Source organism: Pseudacidobacterium ailaaui (genome assembly GCF_000688455.1).
In the GTDB taxonomy this organism is placed as follows: Bacteria; Acidobacteriota; Terriglobia; order Terriglobales; family Acidobacteriaceae; genus Pseudacidobacterium; species Pseudacidobacterium ailaaui.
Genome location: NZ_JIAL01000001.1, coordinates 1,573,556 through 1,594,513, shown reverse-complemented (window position 1 = coordinate 1,594,513; position 20,958 = coordinate 1,573,556). Strand labels below are relative to the sequence as shown.

General features: G+C 61.4%; 10 protein-coding genes. 4 read left to right on the top strand and 6 right to left on the bottom strand.

Going from position 1 to position 20,958, the window contains the following annotated elements:
- The first annotated feature begins 53 nt into the window (after positions 1–53).
- Positions 54–3,485 (top strand): CRTAC1 family protein, encoded by a 3,432-nt coding sequence (locus tag N655_RS17795; protein WP_238324551.1) that lies wholly within the window; start codon positions 54–56, stop codon positions 3,483–3,485.
- On the opposite strand, the gene N655_RS0107020 is transcribed toward N655_RS17795, so the two are convergent.
- Positions 3,461–4,846: an amidase gene (locus N655_RS0107020; RefSeq protein ID WP_026442407.1), complete on the bottom strand. Its 1,386-nt coding sequence runs from the start codon at positions 4,844–4,846 to the stop codon at positions 3,461–3,463. The genes N655_RS17795 and N655_RS0107020 overlap by 25 nt on opposite strands.
- Before the next feature lie 108 nt (positions 4,847–4,954).
- On the opposite strand from N655_RS0107020, the gene N655_RS17790 reads away from it, so the two are divergent.
- Genes N655_RS17790 through N655_RS0107005 form a run of 3 tightly spaced genes read left to right on the top strand, consistent with a single transcriptional unit; the run spans position 4,955 to position 8,309 of the window.
- A complete protein-coding gene (locus N655_RS17790) occupies positions 4,955–6,028 on the top strand; it encodes a polysaccharide biosynthesis protein (RefSeq protein ID WP_049961309.1) in 1,074 nt (357 codons plus the stop codon).
- On the top strand, positions 6,025–7,182 hold the full coding sequence (gene neuC, locus N655_RS0107010; RefSeq protein ID WP_026442406.1) for a UDP-N-acetylglucosamine 2-epimerase: 1,158 nt from the start codon (positions 6,025–6,027) through the stop codon (positions 7,180–7,182). Before N655_RS17790 ends, neuC begins: the two co-directional genes overlap by 4 nt.
- Positions 7,179–8,309, top strand: a complete 1,131-nt coding sequence (locus N655_RS0107005; RefSeq protein WP_026442405.1) for a DegT/DnrJ/EryC1/StrS family aminotransferase — start codon at positions 7,179–7,181, stop codon at positions 8,307–8,309. The genes neuC and N655_RS0107005 overlap by 4 nt, the downstream gene beginning before the upstream one ends.
- Positions 8,310–8,328: 19 nt before the next feature.
- Here the strand turns inward: N655_RS0107005 and N655_RS0107000 are convergent, their stop codons facing one another.
- From N655_RS0107000 to N655_RS0106975, 5 genes are all read right to left on the bottom strand, one after another.
- Positions 8,329–9,777: a cytochrome P450 gene (locus N655_RS0107000; RefSeq protein WP_349509471.1), complete on the bottom strand. Its 1,449-nt coding sequence runs from the start codon at positions 9,775–9,777 to the stop codon at positions 8,329–8,331.
- Between the two features lie 117 nt (positions 9,778–9,894).
- Entirely contained in the window at positions 9,895–14,325 is a 4,431-nt protein-coding gene (locus N655_RS0106990) for a cellulose biosynthesis protein BcsC (protein WP_162173514.1), read from the bottom strand.
- Positions 14,322–15,455 (bottom strand): cellulose synthase complex periplasmic endoglucanase BcsZ, encoded by a 1,134-nt coding sequence (gene bcsZ / locus N655_RS0106985; RefSeq protein WP_026442402.1) that lies wholly within the window; start codon positions 15,453–15,455, stop codon positions 14,322–14,324. The genes N655_RS0106990 and bcsZ overlap by 4 nt, the downstream gene beginning before the upstream one ends.
- Positions 15,452–19,840 carry a UDP-forming cellulose synthase catalytic subunit gene (gene bcsA, locus N655_RS0106980; protein ID WP_026442401.1) on the bottom strand — a complete coding sequence of 1,463 codons (4,389 nt, stop codon included), beginning with the start codon at positions 19,838–19,840 and terminating at the stop codon, positions 15,452–15,454. Before bcsA ends, bcsZ begins: the two co-directional genes overlap by 4 nt.
- Positions 19,837–20,928 (bottom strand): cellulose synthase operon protein YhjQ/BcsQ, encoded by a 1,092-nt coding sequence (locus N655_RS0106975; protein WP_162173513.1) that lies wholly within the window; start codon positions 20,926–20,928, stop codon positions 19,837–19,839. Before N655_RS0106975 ends, bcsA begins: the two co-directional genes overlap by 4 nt.
- Between the last annotated feature and the right edge of the window lie 30 nt (positions 20,929–20,958).

The following is a 20,958-nucleotide window of genomic DNA, read 5'->3' as shown; positions in this document are numbered from 1 at the left end:
TCATGTCCAGATATAGTAGAACGCCTTTTTCCCAGATGCCTTTTTCCTTCCTCTTGATTTTATTGACCCTGCTGGCATGTTGTGCACAAGGGGCAGGACGCGCCCAGACCCAGGCGTCCAGCCAGAACACCCTGGCTGCGGCAAAAATCAATAATGCTGGTGTTGCCCTCATGAACCAGCAGCTTCTGGAAAAAGCTCTGGACAAATTCACAGAGGCCCATAAGCTGGACCCCGCCTCTCCCGTACCCATCATCAACCAGGGGATCGCCCTGCTCTATCTGCGCAAGCTCCCGGAGGCCGAAGCGGCCTTCCTCAAGGCCGCCTCTCTGGACCCCGACAACGTCCACATCTGGTACAGTCTCGGGCTGACGCATATGACCGGCGACAACCCGGCACAGGCCGTCAAGGACTTCCAGCACGCCATCCAGCTTGACCCTGACGATGCCGATAGCCACTACTATCTTGGCTCGGTCTATCTGAACTTAAGAGACTATCCCAGCGCCATTCAACAGTTTGAGTCTGCTCTGAAACTGAACCCGCTTCACGCTTCCGCCCAGTTTGGACTTGCCAGCGCCCTGCAGCGCTCCGGCCGTGTTGCCGAAGCGCGGCAGCACCTGAAGCGGTTCCAGACCATCACGCAGACGAAGATCGGCACACCCTTTACCGTCACCTACGGAGAACAGGGCCACTATGCCACCGCCCTGGACATGCTCGCCCCGGAGCGGGCGGCGGCCCCGATGATTCCCGTCCGCTTTGTGGCCCAGCAGGAAGCACCTTCGGCTGCTCCTGCTCCGCCCAACGGCCCTGTGGGCGGCTCCTGCGTGCTTGACCTCTTCGGCAAGGGAGAAAAAGACATCGTCGCAATGGCCGACGGAGACCACGCCCTGCACATCTACCGCCCCTCGCCCAGCGGTCCGCTGACGGAATTTCCCGCAGAACAGGCCGGCCTTGCGCTTTCCGGACACGGCATTGCCTGCGCCGTCGGAGATTACGACAACGACAAGCTGCCAGACCTGGCCGTGGCCCTGAGCGATCGCGTGGTCCTGTTCCACAATCTGGGCCATGGAAAATTCTCTGACGTTACTTCTTCTGTAGGCATCTCCCAGCTCAATCACCCCGCCGGCCTCACTTTTGTGGATTTCGACCATGACGGTGACCTCGATCTCTTCATCACCGGAACTGCGCTCTCTGAGGGAAAGGGCCCGAATGTGCTCTGGCGCAATAACGGCAACTCCACTTTTACGGAGTGGACCGGCCCCACGGGCCTGGCAGGGACACAAGATACGACGTCCGCCATGCTTTCGGACATCAATAATGACCGCGCCGTAGACCTTCTCGTCACCGGAACAGCTCCCGCCCCGGTCCTCTATGAGAACCAGCGCGAAGGTGCTTTCCGGGCCGTCCCGTTATATCCCGACCCGCTCCCGGCCACGCGCGGTCTGTATGTCTTCGACTTCAACAAAGATGGATGGATGGACGTCGCGCTCACACACTCCGGAACACCCGGCGTAAGCCTCTGGAAAAACGTGAAGGGCAAGCAGTTTGAGCGCGTCCCCCTGCCCGCCGATGGCATCTCCGCGGCCTGGGGAATTACGGCACTGGACATCGACAACGATGGCTGGCTTGATCTGGCCGCCATCGTCCAGACCTCCGGGGGCCCGGCCCTGCGCGTCTGGCGGAACCGCGGTCCCCAGGGCTTTGAGGACGTGACCGCTGCTGTGGGTGCGGACAAAATCAGGCTTTCCAACCCCCGCTCTCTGATTGCTGCCGACGTGGACGGCGACGGTGCCGCCGACCTCATCGTGACGCAGTGGAACGCCCCGCCACTGGTGCTGCACAATGATGGCGGTAACCGCAATCATTCTCTGCGCATCGTGCTTGCCGGCCTGAATGACAACAAGTCCGCCATCGGGACCAAAGTCGAGGTCTTTGCCAACGGACAGGTGCAGAAATTTGAAGTTGCCGGGGGCAGCGGCTATCTGGGCCAGGGACCGCTGGAGGTCCTTGCCGGACTTGGGCAGGCAACCGAAGCCGATGTCGTGCGCCTGCTCTGGCCCACTGGAGTTCCGCAGGACGAGCTGGATGTGGCCGCAAACAAACCGCAGGTCCTCGAAGAACTGGACCGCCGCGGCAGCTCCTGCCCGGTGCTCTTTGCCTGGAACGGCAGCGGATATGAATTTGTCACCGACGTCATCGGTGCTGCTGTCATCGGACACTGGACCTCCCCGACCTCGACGAACCACCCGGACCCCGATGAGTGGGTCAAAGTCGATGGCTCCCAGCTCAGGCCCCGCAACGGCTTCCTCAGCCTCCGCTTTGGCGAGCCGATGGAGGAGATCAACTACATTGACCAGCTGCGCCTCGTCGCCATCGACCACCCGGCGAATACGGAAGTCTATCCCGATGAGCGCTTTCTCAATGATCCTCCCTTTGCCTCCGGAAGGCCCGTCCTTGCCAGCCCGCAGACACATCAGCTGGCCGGAGCATGGGACGATCAGGGACGCGACGTCCTCTCTCTCTTGAGTCGCGCCGATCATCAGTACGTGCGGGACTTCACCAATCTTCAGTACGCCGGATACGCCAACCTGCATACCCTCACCCTGGACCTGGGCGACTGGTCTGTGCGCAACCCTCTGCGACTTTTCATGCGCGGCTATATTGAGTACTTCAGCGCCAGCTCCATGTATGCCGCCTGGCAGGCGGGACTTCAGCCTGTTTCCCCCTATGTGGAAGCGCAGATGCCGGATGGAAGCTGGAAGCGCATTGTGAATGACATGGGCTTTCCCGCCGGTCTTCCGCGCACCATCGTCGTAGACCTCACGCATCGACTGCCTGAAGGCGTGCATCGCATCCGCATCCGGACCAATCTCCAGATTTACTGGGACCAGGTACTGGTGGACAACGGACCGGAAGGCCCTGCTCAGGTGCGCAAGACCGAGCTGCCACTGGCTTCGGCCCATCTCGCCTTCCGTGGATATCCGCAGCAGATCGAAGGCGCCACGCCCGGAGATCTGACCTACCGCTATGACCACATCAGCGCCACCGGGCCTTTCCAGTGGCAGCGGGGCAGTTATACCCGCTATGGGGACGTGACACCGCTGCTCCGGCACATCGATGACAAATATGTCGTCTTTGGCAGCGGCGAAGACATCGATGCGGAATTCAGCACCGCACCCCTGCCCCCGCTTCCACCTGGATGGAAGCGTGACTACTTCTTCTATGCCAATGGATTCGTGAAGGACATGGACTTCTATGAAGCCATGCCTTTCACCGTTGCCGCACTGCCTTTCCATGGTATGGGCCGCTACCCGTATCCCTCCAGCGAGCATTATCCGGAAGACAACGGGTCCATGCGCTATCAGCTTGACTGGAACAACCGCTTTGAATCCGGTGACCGCAGGCAGCTTTACCAGTTCCATTACGGACCCGTGCAGTCAGAACCTATGCTGCCGGCGTCCTCTCAGCCTAGCGGAGGCGGCCGATAGCCAAATTCACTGTCCAGCACGGCGGCCACTGCCAGCACCCGCTCGTCCTCATAGGGCCGGCCCGCTATCTGGACGCCAATGGGCAGGCCCTCCGGAGACTGCCCCACCGGGACCACCGCGGCCGGGGATGCCAGCAGATTGAACCACTGCGTAAACCGCATGGCATCCAGATAGGCCAGCGGTTTGCCTTCCACCGTCCACTGTCTCTCTCCATGCCGAAAGGCCGGGATGGAGCAGACCGGCAAAAGCAGCAGGGGACATTCGCGCATCTCCTCCAAAAAACGCCGGCGCACTCCATCGCACTCTGACCATGCCTGAAGCAGGGAACCAGCCGACAGGGGCGGCCTCGATCCCGCAATAGCAAGAAAGTCCTGGAAGACCGGGCTGAGTTCGTTTTCGCGCCCGGCAATCAGCGGCCCATAGAACATGGCGCCGCACTGTACAAAAAAGATGTCCCAGAGCCTTCGCGCCGCCTCCAGCACGGACGGGCGGAACGGTTTCACGCGAAAGCCCCTCCGTTCGAGCGCGGTAGCGGCGTCCCGCACGGCCTGCCGCGTCTCCGCCGTCACTGGAACGAGACCGTCCTCTTCCAACCATCCAATCGACAGCTCTCGCGCCTCTTCCCAGGGGACGGATTTTCGCGCCACCGGCGCGCCCGTTGGATCGCATGGGTCTTGTCCGGCCAGGACATCAAACAGCAATTGAACATCAGCGATGGTGCGCGCCATAGGTCCGATGGCCCCCAGGCTTGAAAACGGTCCCGTGCATGGCGGCAGATGCCCCGCGGAGGGAATGCGTCCCGGCGTTGGCTTGAGCGCGCAGATTCCGGAAAAATGCGCTGGCTCCCGCACCGATCCGCCGCTGTCACTGCCCAGCCCCGCGGCCGAAAGCCCCGCAGCAATGGCCGCCGCTTCGCCTCCGCTCGATCCGCCCGGGGTGCGGGAGGTGTCCCACGGATTGTTTGTCCTGCCATACAGCAGATTGTCTGTCTCATAGGCCATCAGCAGCTCAGGACAATTGGTCGTTCCCAGCACCATGGCTCCCGCCTCGCACAAACGGTCCACCACGACAGCGCTCTGCTTCGGCACCTGCCCCCGAAGCAGCACGCTGCCAATCTCGCAGCGGTGTCCCGCTGTTTCGATGGAGGCCTTAATGGTGACAGGAAGTCCACTGAGGACGCCCTGCTTTACCGCACGCGCCTGCTTCCGCACCCTGTCAGCATCAAAGTCGGCAAACGCGTTCAGTACGGGGTCCAGCTTTGCGATGCGGGTGATGTGCTCTTCCACCAGCTCCAGCGGAGAGATCTTTTTTTGCCGGAGCAGCGCAAGCTGCTCCACAGCGGACAGCAACGTCACTGTCATCAGCTTTTTCCTTCGCGCCGCAATTCGGGATGGGACCGATAAAATTCAAGAGAGGGCACTGGATCCATGTCTCCGCGGAGGCTTGCCTGACTGCCTGTGGTACAAAGCATGACTGAGATTCCATTCTACTGGGAAGAGTTCCTCCGCCGGCCCCCCATCACCGTCTGTCCGGTGACGGTCCGCAAGGCCCTGGCGGGAAAGCGCATTCTCATCACCGGAGCGGGGGGCTGCATCGGCTCTTCCCTGGCCCAGGCCTGCAGGCATCTCAATCCGGCCGCCCTTGTCTTGCTCGACTCCTCAGAAAAAAGCATCTACGATCTCGATTCGCACCTGGGAGACGGCCATCACAGCCTGGTCGGTGATGTCTGCAATGAGGCCCTGCTGGAAGAGGTCTTTTCCGCATTCCGCCCTCAGGTCGTCTTCCATGCCGCTGCCTGCAAACACGTTCCTCTGATGGAAAAGAACGCCTTCACTGCGGCGTATACGAATGTTCTGGGCACGCAATCGGTCCTCCGCGCCACTGCGCGCTATGGGGCAGAGCAGCTCATTCTGCTCTCGACGGACAAGGCCGCCGGCCCTTGCAGCGTCATGGGTGCAACCAAACGGGTGGCCGAGCTTCTCGTACTCGCAAACCACTCCCGCACACAGGCCAAGGCCGTCCGCCTGGGGAATGTTCTTGGATCTTCCGGCAGTGTCGTGCCGCTTTTTGAAAAACAGATCGCCAGCGGTGGCCCCGTTACCATTACACATCCACAGGCAGCACGCTACTTCATGACCCTTTCCGAAGCCGTCTCCCTGCTTCAGGCCGCGGCGGCCCTGTCCGTGCACTCCACGGTCCTGGTTCCTCCACTCAATGGCCCGCACCGCATTGAAGAGCTGGCCCGCTTCCTGATGGAAAAACATCACCGCCCGGTCGAGATCCTCTACACCCAGCTCCGTCCCGGTGAAAAGCTTCAGGAGTCCCTGCTCTCGGAAGACGAATCGCTTGAGACAGAGCCAGAGGGTACCCTCCGGCGTGTTCTCTTCCGCTCGATGCCTGAAACCGAGCTTCAGCTCCGGATGGATGCTCTGGAGCAGGCCCTCCGCACGCGGGACCTGGGTCTGCTCCTTCAGTCCCTTACCGCCCTGGTTCCCGAATACCGCCCCAGCGCAGACCTGTTGCAAAAGGTCCCCACATCATGAAACGAATCGCAGTCATCACAACTTCCCGCGCTGATTACAGCCATCTGTACTGGCCGCTCAAAGACCTCCAGGCCCATCCCGGCGTGGACCTGAAACTGATCGTGCTCGCCGCGCACCTCTCTCCCGAATTTGGCTGCACCGTCAGCGAAATTGAGGCCGATGGCTTTCCTATCGCGGCCCGGCTCGAATGCCTGCTCAGCTCAGACACCGACATCGGCATGGCCAAGAGCATCGGCGTCGGCATCCTTTCCCTGGCCGACGTGCTGGGACAGATGCGCCCCGATCTGCTTCTGCTGATTGCCGACCGCTACGAGATGCTTGCGCCTGCCTCCGTCGCGCTCGCCCTTCGCATTCCCATCGCGCACATCGAAGGTGGAGAGGTCAGCGAAGGGGCCATTGATGACGCCGTCCGCAACGCCCTCACCAAAATGGCGCACATCCATTTCACCTCGACCGAACTCGCCCGCCAGCGTGTCATCCGTATGGGCGAGGAGCCGTGGCGCGTTCATCGTGCCGGAGCGCCTTCACTTGACCATCTCCGCCGCAGCCGCCTGCCTTCCCGTGAGGAACTGGAACAGGCCCTCAACCTCGACCTCTCCGTACCCACAGTGCTCGTCGCCTATCATCCGGTGACCCTGCTGCGCGACACCACCAGTGAGACCAGTGCCTTGTTTGAAGCGCTGGCTGCTCTGCCCGACCAGGTCCTCTTCTGCTACCCCAATGCCGATGCGGGGAGCCGCCATCTCATCGAACGCACCAGGAGCTTTCTTCACCAGCGCGGACATGGCCGTCTCTTCATCAATCTTCCCGCGGTCACCTACTGGGGCCTTCTGCGTTGCGTCCACCTCATGATTGGCAATTCGAGCAGCGGCATCATGGAATCCGGATCGTTTGCTCTGCCCACCATCAATGTGGGAATGCGACAGCAGGGCCGCGAGCACGGTCCCAACGTTCTTGATGCCGCTCCGGACGCAGGGTCCATTCTTGAAAAGGTCCGGCAGGCGCAGTCTTCCGATTTTCTCCGGGCCATTCAGACAATGACCAATCCTTATGGAGACGGCCATGCCGCCGAACGCATCGTCCAGGTGCTGACCACCCTCCCGGGGCCAGAAACACTTCTGTTCAAACGCGGTCACATCTTGGAGACGGCATGAAGGTCCCTCTCTCGCAGCCAGACCTCCAGGACCCAGACATCGAAGCCGTGCTCTCTGTGCTGCGCAGTACCCGCCTGAGCATCGGCCCCAGGCAGGAGGAATTTGAAACACTCTTTTCCGAATACATCGGACTGCCCTATGCTGTGGCCGTCAGCTCCGGCACAGCCGGACTCCATCTGGCCCTTCTCGCCCTCGGCATCGGTGCAGGCGATGAAGTCATCCTGCCCTCATTCACATTTATTGCCGCTGCTAACGCCGTCTGCTTTGTAGGAGCGAAGCCTGTCTTTGTAGACATTGAAGCCGCGACCCTGAATCTTGATCCGGCCCGTGTTGAAGCGGCCATCACACCCCGCACCCGCGCCATCCTCGTGGTCCACACCTTTGGCCGCCCGGCACCGATGGACGCCCTGCTCGCCCTCGCCCGCAAACACCGCCTGAGGGTCATCGAAGACGCCTGCGAGGCCCTGGGTGCAGAGTATCAGGGGAAAAAGGCCGGCTCGTTTGCTGATGCCTCCGTCTTCGCCTTCTACCCCAACAAGCAGATCACCACCGGCGAAGGCGGCATGGTCCTCACACCGCACCCTGAGGTGGCCCGGGAGTGCCGCGCCCTTCGCAACCAGGGCCGATACGATTCCCGCGAGTGGCTTGAGCATGGGCGCGTGGGCTATAACTACCGCCTGTCCGAAATGGCCTGTGCTCTGGGTTGCAGCCAGATGCGGCGCCTGGAAAGCATGCTCGCTGCACGTGAAGCAGTGGCCGGGCGATATCACCAGCGCCTGCGTCGTGATCCCCGCCTCATTCTGCCGCCGCTGGACTTCCCTGGCGGACGTATGAGCTGGTTTGTCTATGTGGTCCGGCTCGCCGACACCTTCGGCCCCTCAGACCGAGACACGGTCTATCGTCTTCTTCATGCCGCAGGCATCGGCTGTGCCCGATACTTCGCCCCAGTACATCTGCAGCCTGCCTATCGCAGCATCCTTCCGGCCCAACCCCTGCCCACGACCGAACATGTGGGCCAGCGCACACTCGCGCTGCCCTTTTACAACCGCCTCTCAGAGGCGGACATGGACCTGGTCTGCCTGCACCTTCAGGCAGCGCTGGACCAAATCGTCCCGAGGCAACAGTGACCTCTGCCGTTCCGGCAGCTCAGCGCAGCTCCGGGACCACGCGGACCCCATACTTCGGACGCAGCGTGATCTTCGGCTGCACCTCAATGCGCTGCCCAGGAACCAGACGCAGACGCCAGCGCTGCGCCATCGTCGCCAGAATCAGCACGGCCTCCATCCACGCGAAGGACTCGCCAATACACTGCCGGCTTCCTCCACCAAAAGGAAAATAAGCAAACCGCGGACGTTGCTGCTTCTGTTCAGGGGTGAAACGTCCAGGATCGAACTTCAGGGGATCGGGAAAATATTCCGCGCGCCGCTGGATGATGTACTGGCTGAAGAAAACATAGCATCCGGCCGGCAGCCGGTAGGGGCCGAGCTCCACGTCGCGGATGGCCTGACGCCCCATCGCCCAGGCTGGCGGATACAGACGCATCGACTCCGCCAGGACCATTTCGCAATAGCGCAGATTGGGAATATCGGAAAGCTGCGGCACCCTGCCTTGCAGGACCTCGTCCAGTTCCTCATGCAGTCGGCGCTCTGCATCCGGGTTCTCTGCCAGCAGCAGCCAGGTCCAGGCCAGCGCGTTGGCGACCGTCTCATATCCAGCCAGAAAGATGGTCAGCACCTCGTCGCGAAGCTGCCTGTTACTCATACCGGAATGGTCCGCCTCGTCGTCTCTTGAAGCCAGCAGCATGGAAAGCAGGTCCCCTGAGTCTTTACCGGAGCGGCGGTGCTCCGCAATCATGCGATAGACCACCTCGTCCAGACGTCGACGCGCGCGCCGGAAACGCATCAACCCAGGGACCGGCAGGTTGAGCAAGATCTCAGCCCGAGGCAGCGCCACCAGAAAGTTGTACAGCCGCATAATGGCGTTGACCTCGTCGTTGATGCGCTGCACGTCGGACGTAACATCGGTATCAAACAGCGTGCGCGCCACGATTTGCAGCGCCAGCCGCATCATCTCTGCGGCCACATCGATCTCCGTCCCCGGTCTCCATTGCTCCCGCATCACGACGGCGCGGTCCACCATCATGCCGGCGTAGGCCTGAATGCGCTGACGATGGAAGGCCGGGGCCACAATGCGCCGCTGCCGTTTATGGGCTTCTCCATCGGCGGTAATGAGGCCCTCACCCAGCAGGATCTTCATCCGCCGCTGTGTACGCTCCTTGATGAAATTCTGCGGCTGCACAATCAGCACTTCCCGCACCATCTCAGGGTCCTGCAGCACGACGACATGGCTGGGACCAATCCGGTAATAGGAATGTGGCCCGTAGGTCTCCGCCAGGTATTCAAAAAGCCGAATCGGATTGCCGACTTTGAAAAAGCGCCGCAAAACATACAGCGGAAGGTTGTAGGCAAGGCCAGGAGGAAAGCGATAACCGTCGCGTTCTACAACGGGCAGGGCTTCGGTCTGTGGAGCTGGGGCCATTGCTGTTTCCATAGACTGCGGGCGGTCCGGCAGGTCCACCAGAAGCGGACCACCCACTCTTACTCATACGATGCTGCCCCGGAATCCTTCAACACTGCGCATCGCCGAATTGCAGCCACACAAAAATCCTCCGCGCGGCTCGCCTCTGAGACAGGGGCGGCACACGGCACTGGTCTATGGCACTTGAAGCGGGCGCAGGCCCTGGATCGGGAAGAGGCCCGTCGGGCCGTTTTCCCCGGTCGGCTGCGGACGGAAGAGATAGCGCACATAAAAGCCGACTTTGTTCTCTGCGTAGTCCCGCGTATTGTTAAAGTTCAGATACCCGCCCACATACCACTTTTCTGCAATGGCATATGCGCCTTCTGCATCCAGGCTATAGTTCCCGCTGACGCTCGTGTTCTCCGGATAGTAAGGATTGTCCCGGGCGTACTGGATGGCGGGGTCCAGCGGATAGTAGGGCGTGGAATTTTCCTGAAACGCCTGCACACCAAAGCTGCCCATCACCCGGTAGTGGAAGCGTGGGCCGTGGTGTCCGTTGAACGTAAAGGGCACGCCTGCCAGCATGTAGGCCGCTGGACTGAAGTATCCACCCTGCCCATACGTAAAGTAGCGCAGGTTATGGTCATAGTGCATTCCAAAGAAGTTCGTGCCCAGCGTTAGCGTACCGTAGTCAGGATGCTGCCAGACCTGCCAGTAGGCCCCCGCATCTCCGTCCATCCGGCGATTGTCCTGCACATGTTTTCCGGTAATGTACTGTCCACCGCCCTGGATATACCATCCGGAGCGGGCATCTCCGAAGGCAAGCTGTAGCTCCCCGCCATTGGCCACAACCCCACCCCATACATTGCCCAGATATGTGGGCCCCTTGCTGCCAAGATCGCGCAGCCCGGCATAGGAGAGTTGCGTGTCCAAAATAGGAGCACGGTCAAAGTTGAGCGTGAAATGCGATTGTGGCGGGTGGACATAAACGCTGCCGATGGTGTTCTCAATCAGAAAGCCATGCGGCGTATATCCGAGACTCAGCCCGAAAGAGGGGGCGCGCAATTGAAACTCGCCGCCAATTCCCGCCGCCGATTGCAGATAGGGCAGCGTATTTGCAGGCAGAGTGCCCTGCTGAAACGTGGTGGTGCTGGTGGCCGAGCCCGAATCCAGAAGCACCGGACGGGCGATGACCGTAGCGCGCACGTTCGGGGCGATCATTCCAGAGCTTTCAATCTGCGTCGTGTAATTTGCCAAACGGTCAAATCCCGGCTGGCCGCTGCGATAGTCCACCCCGGAGGAGCCTCCGATCCAGCCGCTCGAAGCTCCCTGGATCATCGCCAACTGGTCTTCGATCTGCTCCCGCTCCGTCCTGGGACGCACGGCTCGCGCCGGCGCGGGGCCGGTAAGGGGAGGCAATTCGCTTGTCTTTGCTGAGGACGCGGGCGTGCTCAGCAGGTCTTTCTGCGGAGCGGGCTCCACTGGGGCCGGGACACCGGAATCCGGTTCCTGCGCCTGGCCATTCATCTCCTGCACCGCGGCCTGTAAACGGCTCGCCGGATTGGGATCGTTGCTGAAACCCAGATGACGGTAGGTGGGTACCTGCTGCGCCGCGGCTGCAGGCTGCACAGAGGCCATGCCCGCCGGGGCCGGACGCAGGTATTCGATGCGGGCAGAAGTCCGCGCCTCATCCGGGACTGCCGGTATGGCCGAAGCCACATCGACCGCATTTCGGTCCGCCGCATGAGGGACCTCGTTCACACCGGCAGAAAAACGGTCCAGGGTCGCCGTGTTCTGCTCCACGTTCCCCACCGGGGCCGTCTGGGCGGCCTCTGTCTCTGCGAAATCACCCAGGGTCGGCGTCGTTTCGCTGGGAGCGTTCTGCCAGGAAACATCGACACCATGCTGAAGGGTCTCATCCGGCACGGAAACCGCCGCACGTCCCGCCGGGGCCAGCAATTGCATCAGTTGCTGTGTCGCGGAAGGCCCGGAAGGGGAAAGAAGGTCGTGCTGCGGCCCCGGTCCCATGGCGTCCAGGGCGGCGCGATAATAGGCCGCTGCGCGCTCAGAATTTCCCCGTGCCTGCTCGTACTGGGCGGCCATCTTCAGAATGGCTGGGTCATGTTTGTATTGCGCGAGGGCCGCCTCCAGCCAATCCTGCGCGTGCTTCATGTCCCGGGCGGCCAGCGCCGCGCCAATGGCGCCCTGATACTGGGCCAGCGTGGCATGTTCCATGTCCATGGAGGCATAAATCGCCACCGCCTGCCGGGCATCTCCGGCCTTCAGATAGGCCCCGGCCAGGGCTGCGGAGACCTGTTTGTTTGCGGGAAAGGCCTGGGCCGCAGTCTGGAGAATGGCCAGCGCGCGCCGCTGATCACCGGCGGCCAGCAGGGCGTTGGCGCGTTCCATGCTCCAGGCCGCCCATAGATTGTGAAAATCCGCCTGCTGCTCATCGGTCATCTCTGGCGTATCGGCCAGGCTGGAAACCAGTGCATACAGCCTCCGGTCGTCCCCGGCCTTCAACAGCACCCAGCCATATTGGATCTGCGTGCCGACGGGTACGTCCTGGTTCTGGTCGTGATAGATGTCCAGCACGCGCTGAAAATGCCTGAGTGCGGCCTGGGCCTGTCCGGTTGAGACCTCAATCGCAGCCAACGTCTGGAGATAACCTGGGTCGGCCTCCAGACGCAGCCGGGTGGCCTCCGGAATCGAGGCCATCTGCCGCAACGCCTCGCGGTCGCGCCCGGACTGATGCAAGGCATTCAGCAGCCCACGCCACGCCTGCTGGTTGCTCTGGTCCTGGTCCAGCTCGCTGCGGTAAATGTTGTACGCCTTCTGCGTAGCCCCCTGCGCGGCGTATACGTCCGCCAGTTGCAGCGCAACACCCGGCGGAGCGTTGGGATTCACCGTCAATGCCTTTTCCAGATATTTCGCTGCCCGTCCATAATCGTGCCGCGACTGATAGACCGAGCCGACCAGCACCAGAAAATCAGGATCATTCTGCTGCTGTTCAAGCAGCGTTTGCGGCATCTGTCCGATCGTGGTCAGCGCTTCTTCATCCTGGTTGCTTTCATGCTCGGCCGCAATCAGAGCGCGCCAGGCGCTGGCATTCTCCGGGTCCTGCGCCACCACCTGGCGGTAAAGCCGGATGGCAGGTGCATAGCGCTTGGCTGCCAGCAGCAGCCCCGCATACTGTAGCTGTTTGGACACCGGCATGTCCCGTCCTTCATTGGGGAAAGGCAGGGCCAGTGCTTCGGAGATCACCTTGTCCGCATCGGCCTTGCGGCCCAGGGCCTGATAGGCCTGCGCCAGCACGCGCAGATAGTCCGGATCGCTGCTTAACTGCGCCCGCACATTGCGCGGAATGCGGGTATTGGCATCGGCGACCCCCTGAGGATCGTTGGCTGCGCTTTCCACCAGTAACAGGTTGCGCCATGCGTCGGCCCGCTGTGGGTCCTGCCGCACGGCCTTGTCCAGAGTCTGCGCGGCATCGGTATACTCTCCGGCCTGCTGGAAGGCGCTTCCCAGTCCAACCAGCGCGTCCACGCTGTTCGGTTTGAGCGCCAGCGCTGCGTGATAGGCAGCAATGGCCGCCTCCGTGTGGCCATTGCCCAGCTCATTGCCCGCCTCGGTCATCTTCTGCCAGAAATGCGCATTGCTGATGGCACTCTCCAGGCCATGAGCCCCGGCTGCGCGCGCCCGCTCAAAATAATCACTGGCCGAGACAAAATCCTGCTGCCGCATGGAAAGATATCCCATCCCCGCCAGGGCCTGGGCGTTGCGCGGCTGCTTGGCCAGCAGCTCCTGAAATTTCTCCCGGGCCTCATCCAGTTGTCCGCTGTTCAGCGCGCGGTAGGCGGCCGCCTCCAGCGGGTTTCCGGCCGGACGCGGCGGTGCCGCCTCCTGGCCCGCAGTCAAGGTATTTGCCGTACTGGCCCCTTGCGCATTCCACGCCTCGGCCTGGTGCAGCGCTGCCTGCGCCGCCTGTACCTGCGGGTATTGCCGAAGGATGGCCATCCCTTCGGCGCGGGTCTTCGGATCATACGTCAGCACCCGCCCCAGCGTGATGGCATACCGGGAGTCTCCGGGAAACTGCTTCATCAGACTGCGCAGCCCCTCAATGGCATGGCCGCGCTCGGAGGGAATTGCGGCCTCCGTATCGTAATAGGCCAGCGCAACATCGCCCGCCGGGGGCTTGTTTCCAAAAACCTCCCGGTAAATCTGCATCGCCCCGGCATAATTGCCTTCCTGCGCCAGACGGCCCGCCTCTTCCAGGCGCTCGGAACGCGGCTGCACACGCTGGACCTGCAGGATCTGGTTGATCTCCTGCTGGCTTCCGCCATTGGCCCGCAAACGGTCCAGATACCGCCTGGCCTCGGCCGCCTTGCCCAGCTGCATCTCTGCCCGGGCGATGCCGGCCAGCGCCTCGCGATTGTTGGGGTCGGCCAGCAGCACCTGTTCCCAAGTCTGCGCCGCCATCTCCGGATGCCCGCTCGCCGCCAGCTTCTGCGCCTTTTCAAGCAACGCCTTTTCGGCAGCGGACTGCGCCAGCAACTGCACGGACATCCCCATCGGCAATGCCAGCGCGGCAGTGAATGTAAACGTACGGAGGATGTGGCGGGTCATTTTTTCCATACGGGCCTCAGCGTTCCATCCGGCGCAAACCGGAAGCGTTTTTCATACCATCCCAGCGCAAAAAGCGCCAGGTTCTGGTCGTAATACCGCGCCGGCTCTCCCAGCAAACCTGTCGAAGACGAGACCTGCGCCTTTACATTGCGCAGCAGCGTCTCCGCGGTCACGCGGTCTCCTGTACTGAACAGAAATGGGGAAATCGCCGCCAGAAAACCCGGCGGGGCGGCCGTGCTTAAAACATGGCCATCCGGCGCAACACTCTCGGGGGGCGCCCCGTGGGCCTTCACATATTGCGCCATCGCGGCAAAATCTTCGAGCAGTGGCGCCTTCTGCGGCATCTCATCGGCTGCCATCCCGGCCCACAAATAGACCCGGATCGCATCGTAGCTACCCTTGGCGCTGGCGGCAGGGTCTCCCGGGACCGCTGCCGGAAATACACCTTTGCCATCGCATTCTACCCAATCCATCGCAAACCCGGCCGGACTGGCCTGTTTCAACCACACCGGAAGCGCTGCGGCCATTTGCTTCCAGGAGCCCCGGGGTGCATAATGCGCGGCCCCCAGCAGGACCGGCAGAGGCAGATAGCTCGGGTTGAGAAACCATTGTTCCGCCGCGGGATGAAAACCCACCTTTCCCGGCAACAGGACCGGTCCGATTCCCGGCACATGGTCGACCTCCTGGCTGGAAATGACCGAAAGTAGCGCCCCTCCCTTTTGGGAATAAGAGGGATTTTTCCATAGCCGTCCGGCCTCCAACAGCGTGTAGGCCATCCACAGGTCCGCATCAGAGGCCGAATTGGGGTCCAGCACGCCCATGGACCCGTCTTTCTTGGTGCCCCAGCTCCAGGCCGGCAGTTGCCGCCCTAGATCGCCGCTGGCCAGGTTTTTCTCCGTCCAGCCCAGCACGCGGTCAAAGGTTGCCCGATCGTTGGCCACCAGCGAAAAGAACATCGCATAGCTCTGGCCCTCCGATGTGGTCATGGCATTGCGGTCCGCATCAATCACCCGTCCCTGCGGGCTGATAAAACTGGCAGCGTATGCGTCCCACAAGGACCAGCCCGTTTCTGCCGGAAGGTCCCCACGAAGCAAAAAGAACAGGGCCGTCAGCACCCACCACCGCTTCATACGTTCTTTGCCTCCAAACGCGCCTGCGCGCGCCGGTCCAGCCACAACTTCGTCCAGGGAACAATGAAAAGTCCGAGTACAAACGTAAGGACCACAATCAGCCAGGGGAAGCTCCGAAGCATATAGCGGATGCGATCCCACAGGGGCAGGTCTCCCACATGATAGTAACGCTCGCCCAGCCGGTAGGAGCTGAACTGCTTTCCATGCAGCACGCTCACCGACTCACTGATGTCCCCCGACATGGACGCCTTCCAGAAGGCCGCCGCAAAGGCGCCGACCGCATCATTGTCGCGGAAGGTAATCGTCACCACCGACCGGTGCGGCTTCCAGGGCGATTCAATCCCCTGCAGCAGCGTCTCCGGGGCCTGACTCAGGCTTTCAATCAGGCCATCATGATCATAGCGGCCCAGCTTCCACCACCAGTCCGGACGCATCTCGGCCACCTGCCACCAGGCCCGCTTGATGGCAGCAAACATCCCGCCCGTGTCCCGGACCGTCAGTCCGCCGTCCTGGACCCGCACCGGAAGCTGTTCATTCAGGCGTGCAAAGGCGGGCTGGTCGCCGGCCGTTCCCAACACCAAATAGTCCTCGTCTCCCCCCATTTTGGCAGCGTCTCCGGTGCTCACCCGCAGCGCCGGATACCCCGTCTGCTCCCCGAAGTAGGCCAGCAGCATCAGATAGGCCTCCATCTCCTGCTGGCTCGGCTGCGCGGGAAGAATGATCCGCGTCTGCGAAAGGTCGGCAAAGCGCGTAAAAGGAAAGCCGGCATTGGCAAACAGTTCCAGGTTGGGCATCGCAGCCCAATGCTGGATCCCCCGCAGGTCCACATAGCTGCTGCGCAGGATGGCCCCCTGCAGATTGATCGGCGGCGTGTCCTGGCAGTTCCCCATCTTCGCAATCTGGAAATAGAAATTGAACAGAAACGTGTTGGCGAACGGTCGCAGGTTCACCACCGGGATTGCGGCATCGTAGGCGAGCGTCTTCTTCGGATTGTTCTCATGCGGCAGCGGCAGCTCGTTTACCAGACCACCGTTGGCCGTAATCCGCAGCGTTGAGGCGTTTGCCAGCGAGATGGCGTTGTAGCGGTAGTCCACATGCATCGGGACGTCCTGCCGGTCGCCAAAGTAAAGGTCTGGAGGAACGCGCAGATAGACCGCCATGGGTCCGGAGCCGTCGCTTTGCAGCTCAGTATCGGTGGCATAGTCCCACAAGGAGTTGGTCTGTCCCGCCTTCAGCCACAGAGGCGCATCGTCCTCTTTCCTTGCCGGGGGCAGCTGTATCTGCGAGATGTTCGCCGTCCTGCCCTGGAGCAGAGAGTTGCCCAGCGCCAGCGCTCTTGCCGCCGCCAGCAGCTGCTCGCCACTGTTTCCTGCCACAATCAGCACTTTTCCATAAGGGTCATTCGGATTGGCCCGCACTGCTACCAGAGCACCGTCGCCATTGACGTTCAGCCCCGGTGGCAGATCAGAAAAACTGTCCGCAAACAGGACCACGTTTCCCTTCGGCAAAATGTCTCCAGTGCTCACCGGAAAGGAGAGCGGCCGCGACTTTGCCGCAACCCCGAACCATGAGGCCACAATACCGGCCGCCTGCTGGACGGCCGGGTCTGCCGTTGAAGAGGCAAAGGCAAAGGGAACCGAAGAAGAGGTGCTGCTGACGGCCCCGTCATAAAACGGCAGCGGCAGGATCTTCAGATCATCGGCCAGCGGAAGCAGCGTCCCGGAGACCTCTACCTGCGAGCTGTTTTCCACCCGCGCCCACAGCGTGGTATTGGCCGGATCTTCACATTGCTGGGTATAGTGCCCTACAAACTGAAAGGCCAGCACATTATTGCGGACCAGCAGCTCAGCGGGCAGCGGAATCGTCACGGTCTGGTTACTTTCGATGTCCTTGTTCTGCGGGACGGGCACCGTGGCCACCAGCGTCCCATTCAGCAGCACGCTCAGATGACTCATCTGCGGAATCAGGCCCGGCGAAAAGGCATACTGCAGCTTGAGCGACGCCTGTTGAGGAATATCGGTCTGGGGCAGCGAAAAGGGGATGTTCCGCCCTGAAGCCACGCCGCGGAAGACGACCGCCTCCGGGACCCCCATGTCTTTGAGGGAAAAAATGCTGTGAAAGGTGCCCTCCGTCGGGCCCGCAGGCGCAGGTGTGGTCTGTGCTCTGGTGAACAGGCAACCGCCCGCCAGCACCGCCGTCAGCAAAATGGCCGCCTCGGCCCGCGCCGCTTTCAGGCGCGCTCCCCGTCCTGAAGGCACGACCGCCTTCAGCGCCAGCGCCACACCTTTTACGGACAGCCGCACCAGACGCAGAAAGCTGCGCATCGGTCTGTCTGGCTCGCGTTGTTCGCTGCGGCTCAGCCAGGTGTCCGCGCCGGAATAAAGCACCAGCGTCAGCATCTCCTCCTCTTCGAGCGAAAGCTCAGCATGATGCAGCCGAAGGTCCAGCCCCTCGCCCTTGACGACATTGGCAGGCAGTTCCGCCTCCTGCCCGCGCAACGGATAAACGATGCGCAGACGGCTCCCGGCCGGCAGCGTCAAGGGCACTTCCAGCTTTACTTTGGTCCCCCCGCGGGAGATGTCCACTGTCTCGCCAAAAAAGCTCCTGCCGTCGGCCAGCTTGATCTGCACCGGCATCTTCAGCGAAATGCGCACGTCTCTGCGCACCTGCCTTGATTCATAAGCCACAGCATTTGCCGTCCCGATAATGACCATATTGAAAAGCACCCAGACAACATTCATGATGACCGTGCCTGGATGGCCCGCATTCCAGTAGAAATACCGGATGGGGGCAATCAGCAGCGCCAGCACATTCAGCAGAATCAGAGTGATGTAAGGTAAGGCGATTCTCTTGTCGAAATAGCTCCGCCGGACAATGCCTCCCTTGGCCGTCACATTGAACTTGCCCAGCTTCGGATTGACCAGCGCCAGCAAGGTAGGGCCCAGAATATATGGCGCCAGTACCGTCTCATACACCTCGTTCCAGAAAGAATGCCGGAACTTGCCCTGCACCCGAAAGTTGGTCACGTTGGCCAGAAAAAGATGAGGCAGAGCGTAAGCAGCAATGGCAATCCAGTAGCCGGGAATATTGATCCTGCCCAGCAGCATGTAGACCAGCGGCGCAGTCAGAAAAACCAGCCGCGGGCCGGCATACAGGAAGTGGATCATGGCATTGAAATAGCAGAGACGCTGCGGCCACTTCAGCCCCTTGGCAAACAACGGATTGTCCGTGCGCATGACCTGCACCATGCCGCGCGCCCAGCGGATGCGCTGCCCGACGTGGCTGGAAAGGCTCTCCGTCGCCAGACCGGCCGCCTGCGGGATGTTGATATAGGCCGTGTTCCATCCATGGATCTGCATGCGCAGTGAGGTATGGGCATCCTCGGTCACCGTTTCTGTGGCGATGCCGCCAATCTGCTCAAGGGCTTCCCGTCGCAGCACGGCACAGGAACCACAGAAGAAGGTCGCATTCCATAGGTCATTTCCATCCTGCACCACCCCGTAAAACAACTCCCCCTCGTTCGGGATGGACATAAACTGGTGCAGGTTCCGCTCGAATGGGTCCGGAGAATAGAAAAAGTGCGGGGTCTGCAACATGCCCAGCTTCTTGTCCTTCAGAAACCAGCCCAGCGTCACCTGCAGAAAGCTGCGTGTCGGCACATGGTCGCAATCAAAAATCGCGACATACGGCGAATCGAGCAGCGTCAGCGCATGGTTGATGTTCCCCGCCTTCGCGTGTTTGTTGTCCTTGCGGATGATGTAGCCGACACCGGCCTCTTCGCAGAATTTCCGGAACTCCTCCCGCCGCCCGTCATCCAGAACATACACATGCAGCTTGTCTTCCGGATAATCCATATTCAATGCGGCAAAGGCCGTGCTGCGCACCACGGCAAGAGGCTCGTTATAGGTGGGAATCAGAACATCCACATGCGGCCACTGGTCAATGTCTCTGGGCAGCGGTACCGGGCGACGGCGCAGCGGGCGGATGGTCTGGATGTAACCAAGAAACAGGATGCTGAAGGCATAAAACTCTGCCGACAGCAGGACCAGCATGAAGAAAATGTTTGCCCATCCCAGCTCGCCCCCCTGCTTGGCCACGGCTTCCACCACCGTCGCAACGCGCCAGTAGGCATAGCGCGCGGTCGCCAGCATGGAAGCAAACATCAGGGCCAGCGTGACCACCTCTGCATCCGAGATGCGATGGATCGCATACGTGAGCAGGATGGTCAGCGTGCCCAGGACCAGTTGCTCCGGCCAGTTAAACCGGATCGTAATGCACTCAAAAGCCAGAAATAAGAGGATGGCGTAGACGGTGTAGCGCGCCAGGGCGGCAAAAAGGCTGGACCGGGTGCCAAGAGAGTTCCAGTATCCCAGCACCCATCTCATTGCTCACTCCACCGCCTGTGGGCCGCGGCGGAAAGTTCAGCCACCGGGGCCGTTACCCGCAACCAGGAGGCCACCTCCATGAAGTCGTGGGTCACGGCCGAATCTGGCGCGTGGTCGGCGACGGTCATCCGGTCGGCGATGGCGTTGGCCACGACCGTACTGTAGCGGATGGACCACGGCAGGAGCCGCTCGCCGACCTGGCGCTTCACCAGGGCGCGCGCCTTCTGGTCAATCGGGTTCTGCTCGTCAAATTCATTGAACACATAATAGGGCGCAGGGATGGTATGCGACGCTGCGCGCATCTTCTTCAGCCCCGCCTCAATGCGTGAAATCGTCAGAATCGAATTTAAGTCCGAAAGCACCGGAATCAGCACCACAGAGCTCATTTCCAGGACCTGCGGCAGGACCTCGACCGATGCCGGTCCAAGATCAAAGATGACCCGCTGCGTATTCTGCATTGCCGGCTTCACCTGGGACTCAAACCATTCCGGCGTGATCTGCTCTGCCCCCAGCACCCGGACCGGAGCATACCTCTGCTGCGGGTCCTTGAAGGTGCGCAGCCCCGGACGGAAATCACTGGCGCCAAAGTAAAAAGGCAAAAGGCCGCATCCGGATGCATCCACCAGCAGCACCTGCTCGCCGAGCGAGCAAAGGATCCTGCCCAGGTTTGCGCAAAGGGTGGTCTTTCCCACTCCGCCCGCCAGCGAGTACACGGCCACCGATACCGGGGTGGAAGCTGTTTCCTGCCAGGGCATGGTTACGGGTACCGATGCCTGCTCATGGGAAGGAAGGTGGGTGAAGGCCGGAGGAGGGACCGCCGGGGTCGGCATCGGTTCAACCACCGGCGCTGCGGACGTAAGGACCGCTTTTTCTGCTGTCTGCGTCCCCACCGGCTCTTCCCCAAGGTGGTGAGAATCCATTCTCACCTTCGGTTCCATCTTCTCCGAGGCATGCTCCTCAACGGACGGTCCGCTGCGATTGGAGTGCGGCTTTCGCCTGCGGGTAAAACTGTGATATGCAGCGTCTTCTACATTCGCCCACGAATACAGGCGTGCAATGTCGCGTGCCAATTCAGCGTCTGCGTTCATGGCGTCTTCCTCTTCCATTGAATTTTGTGG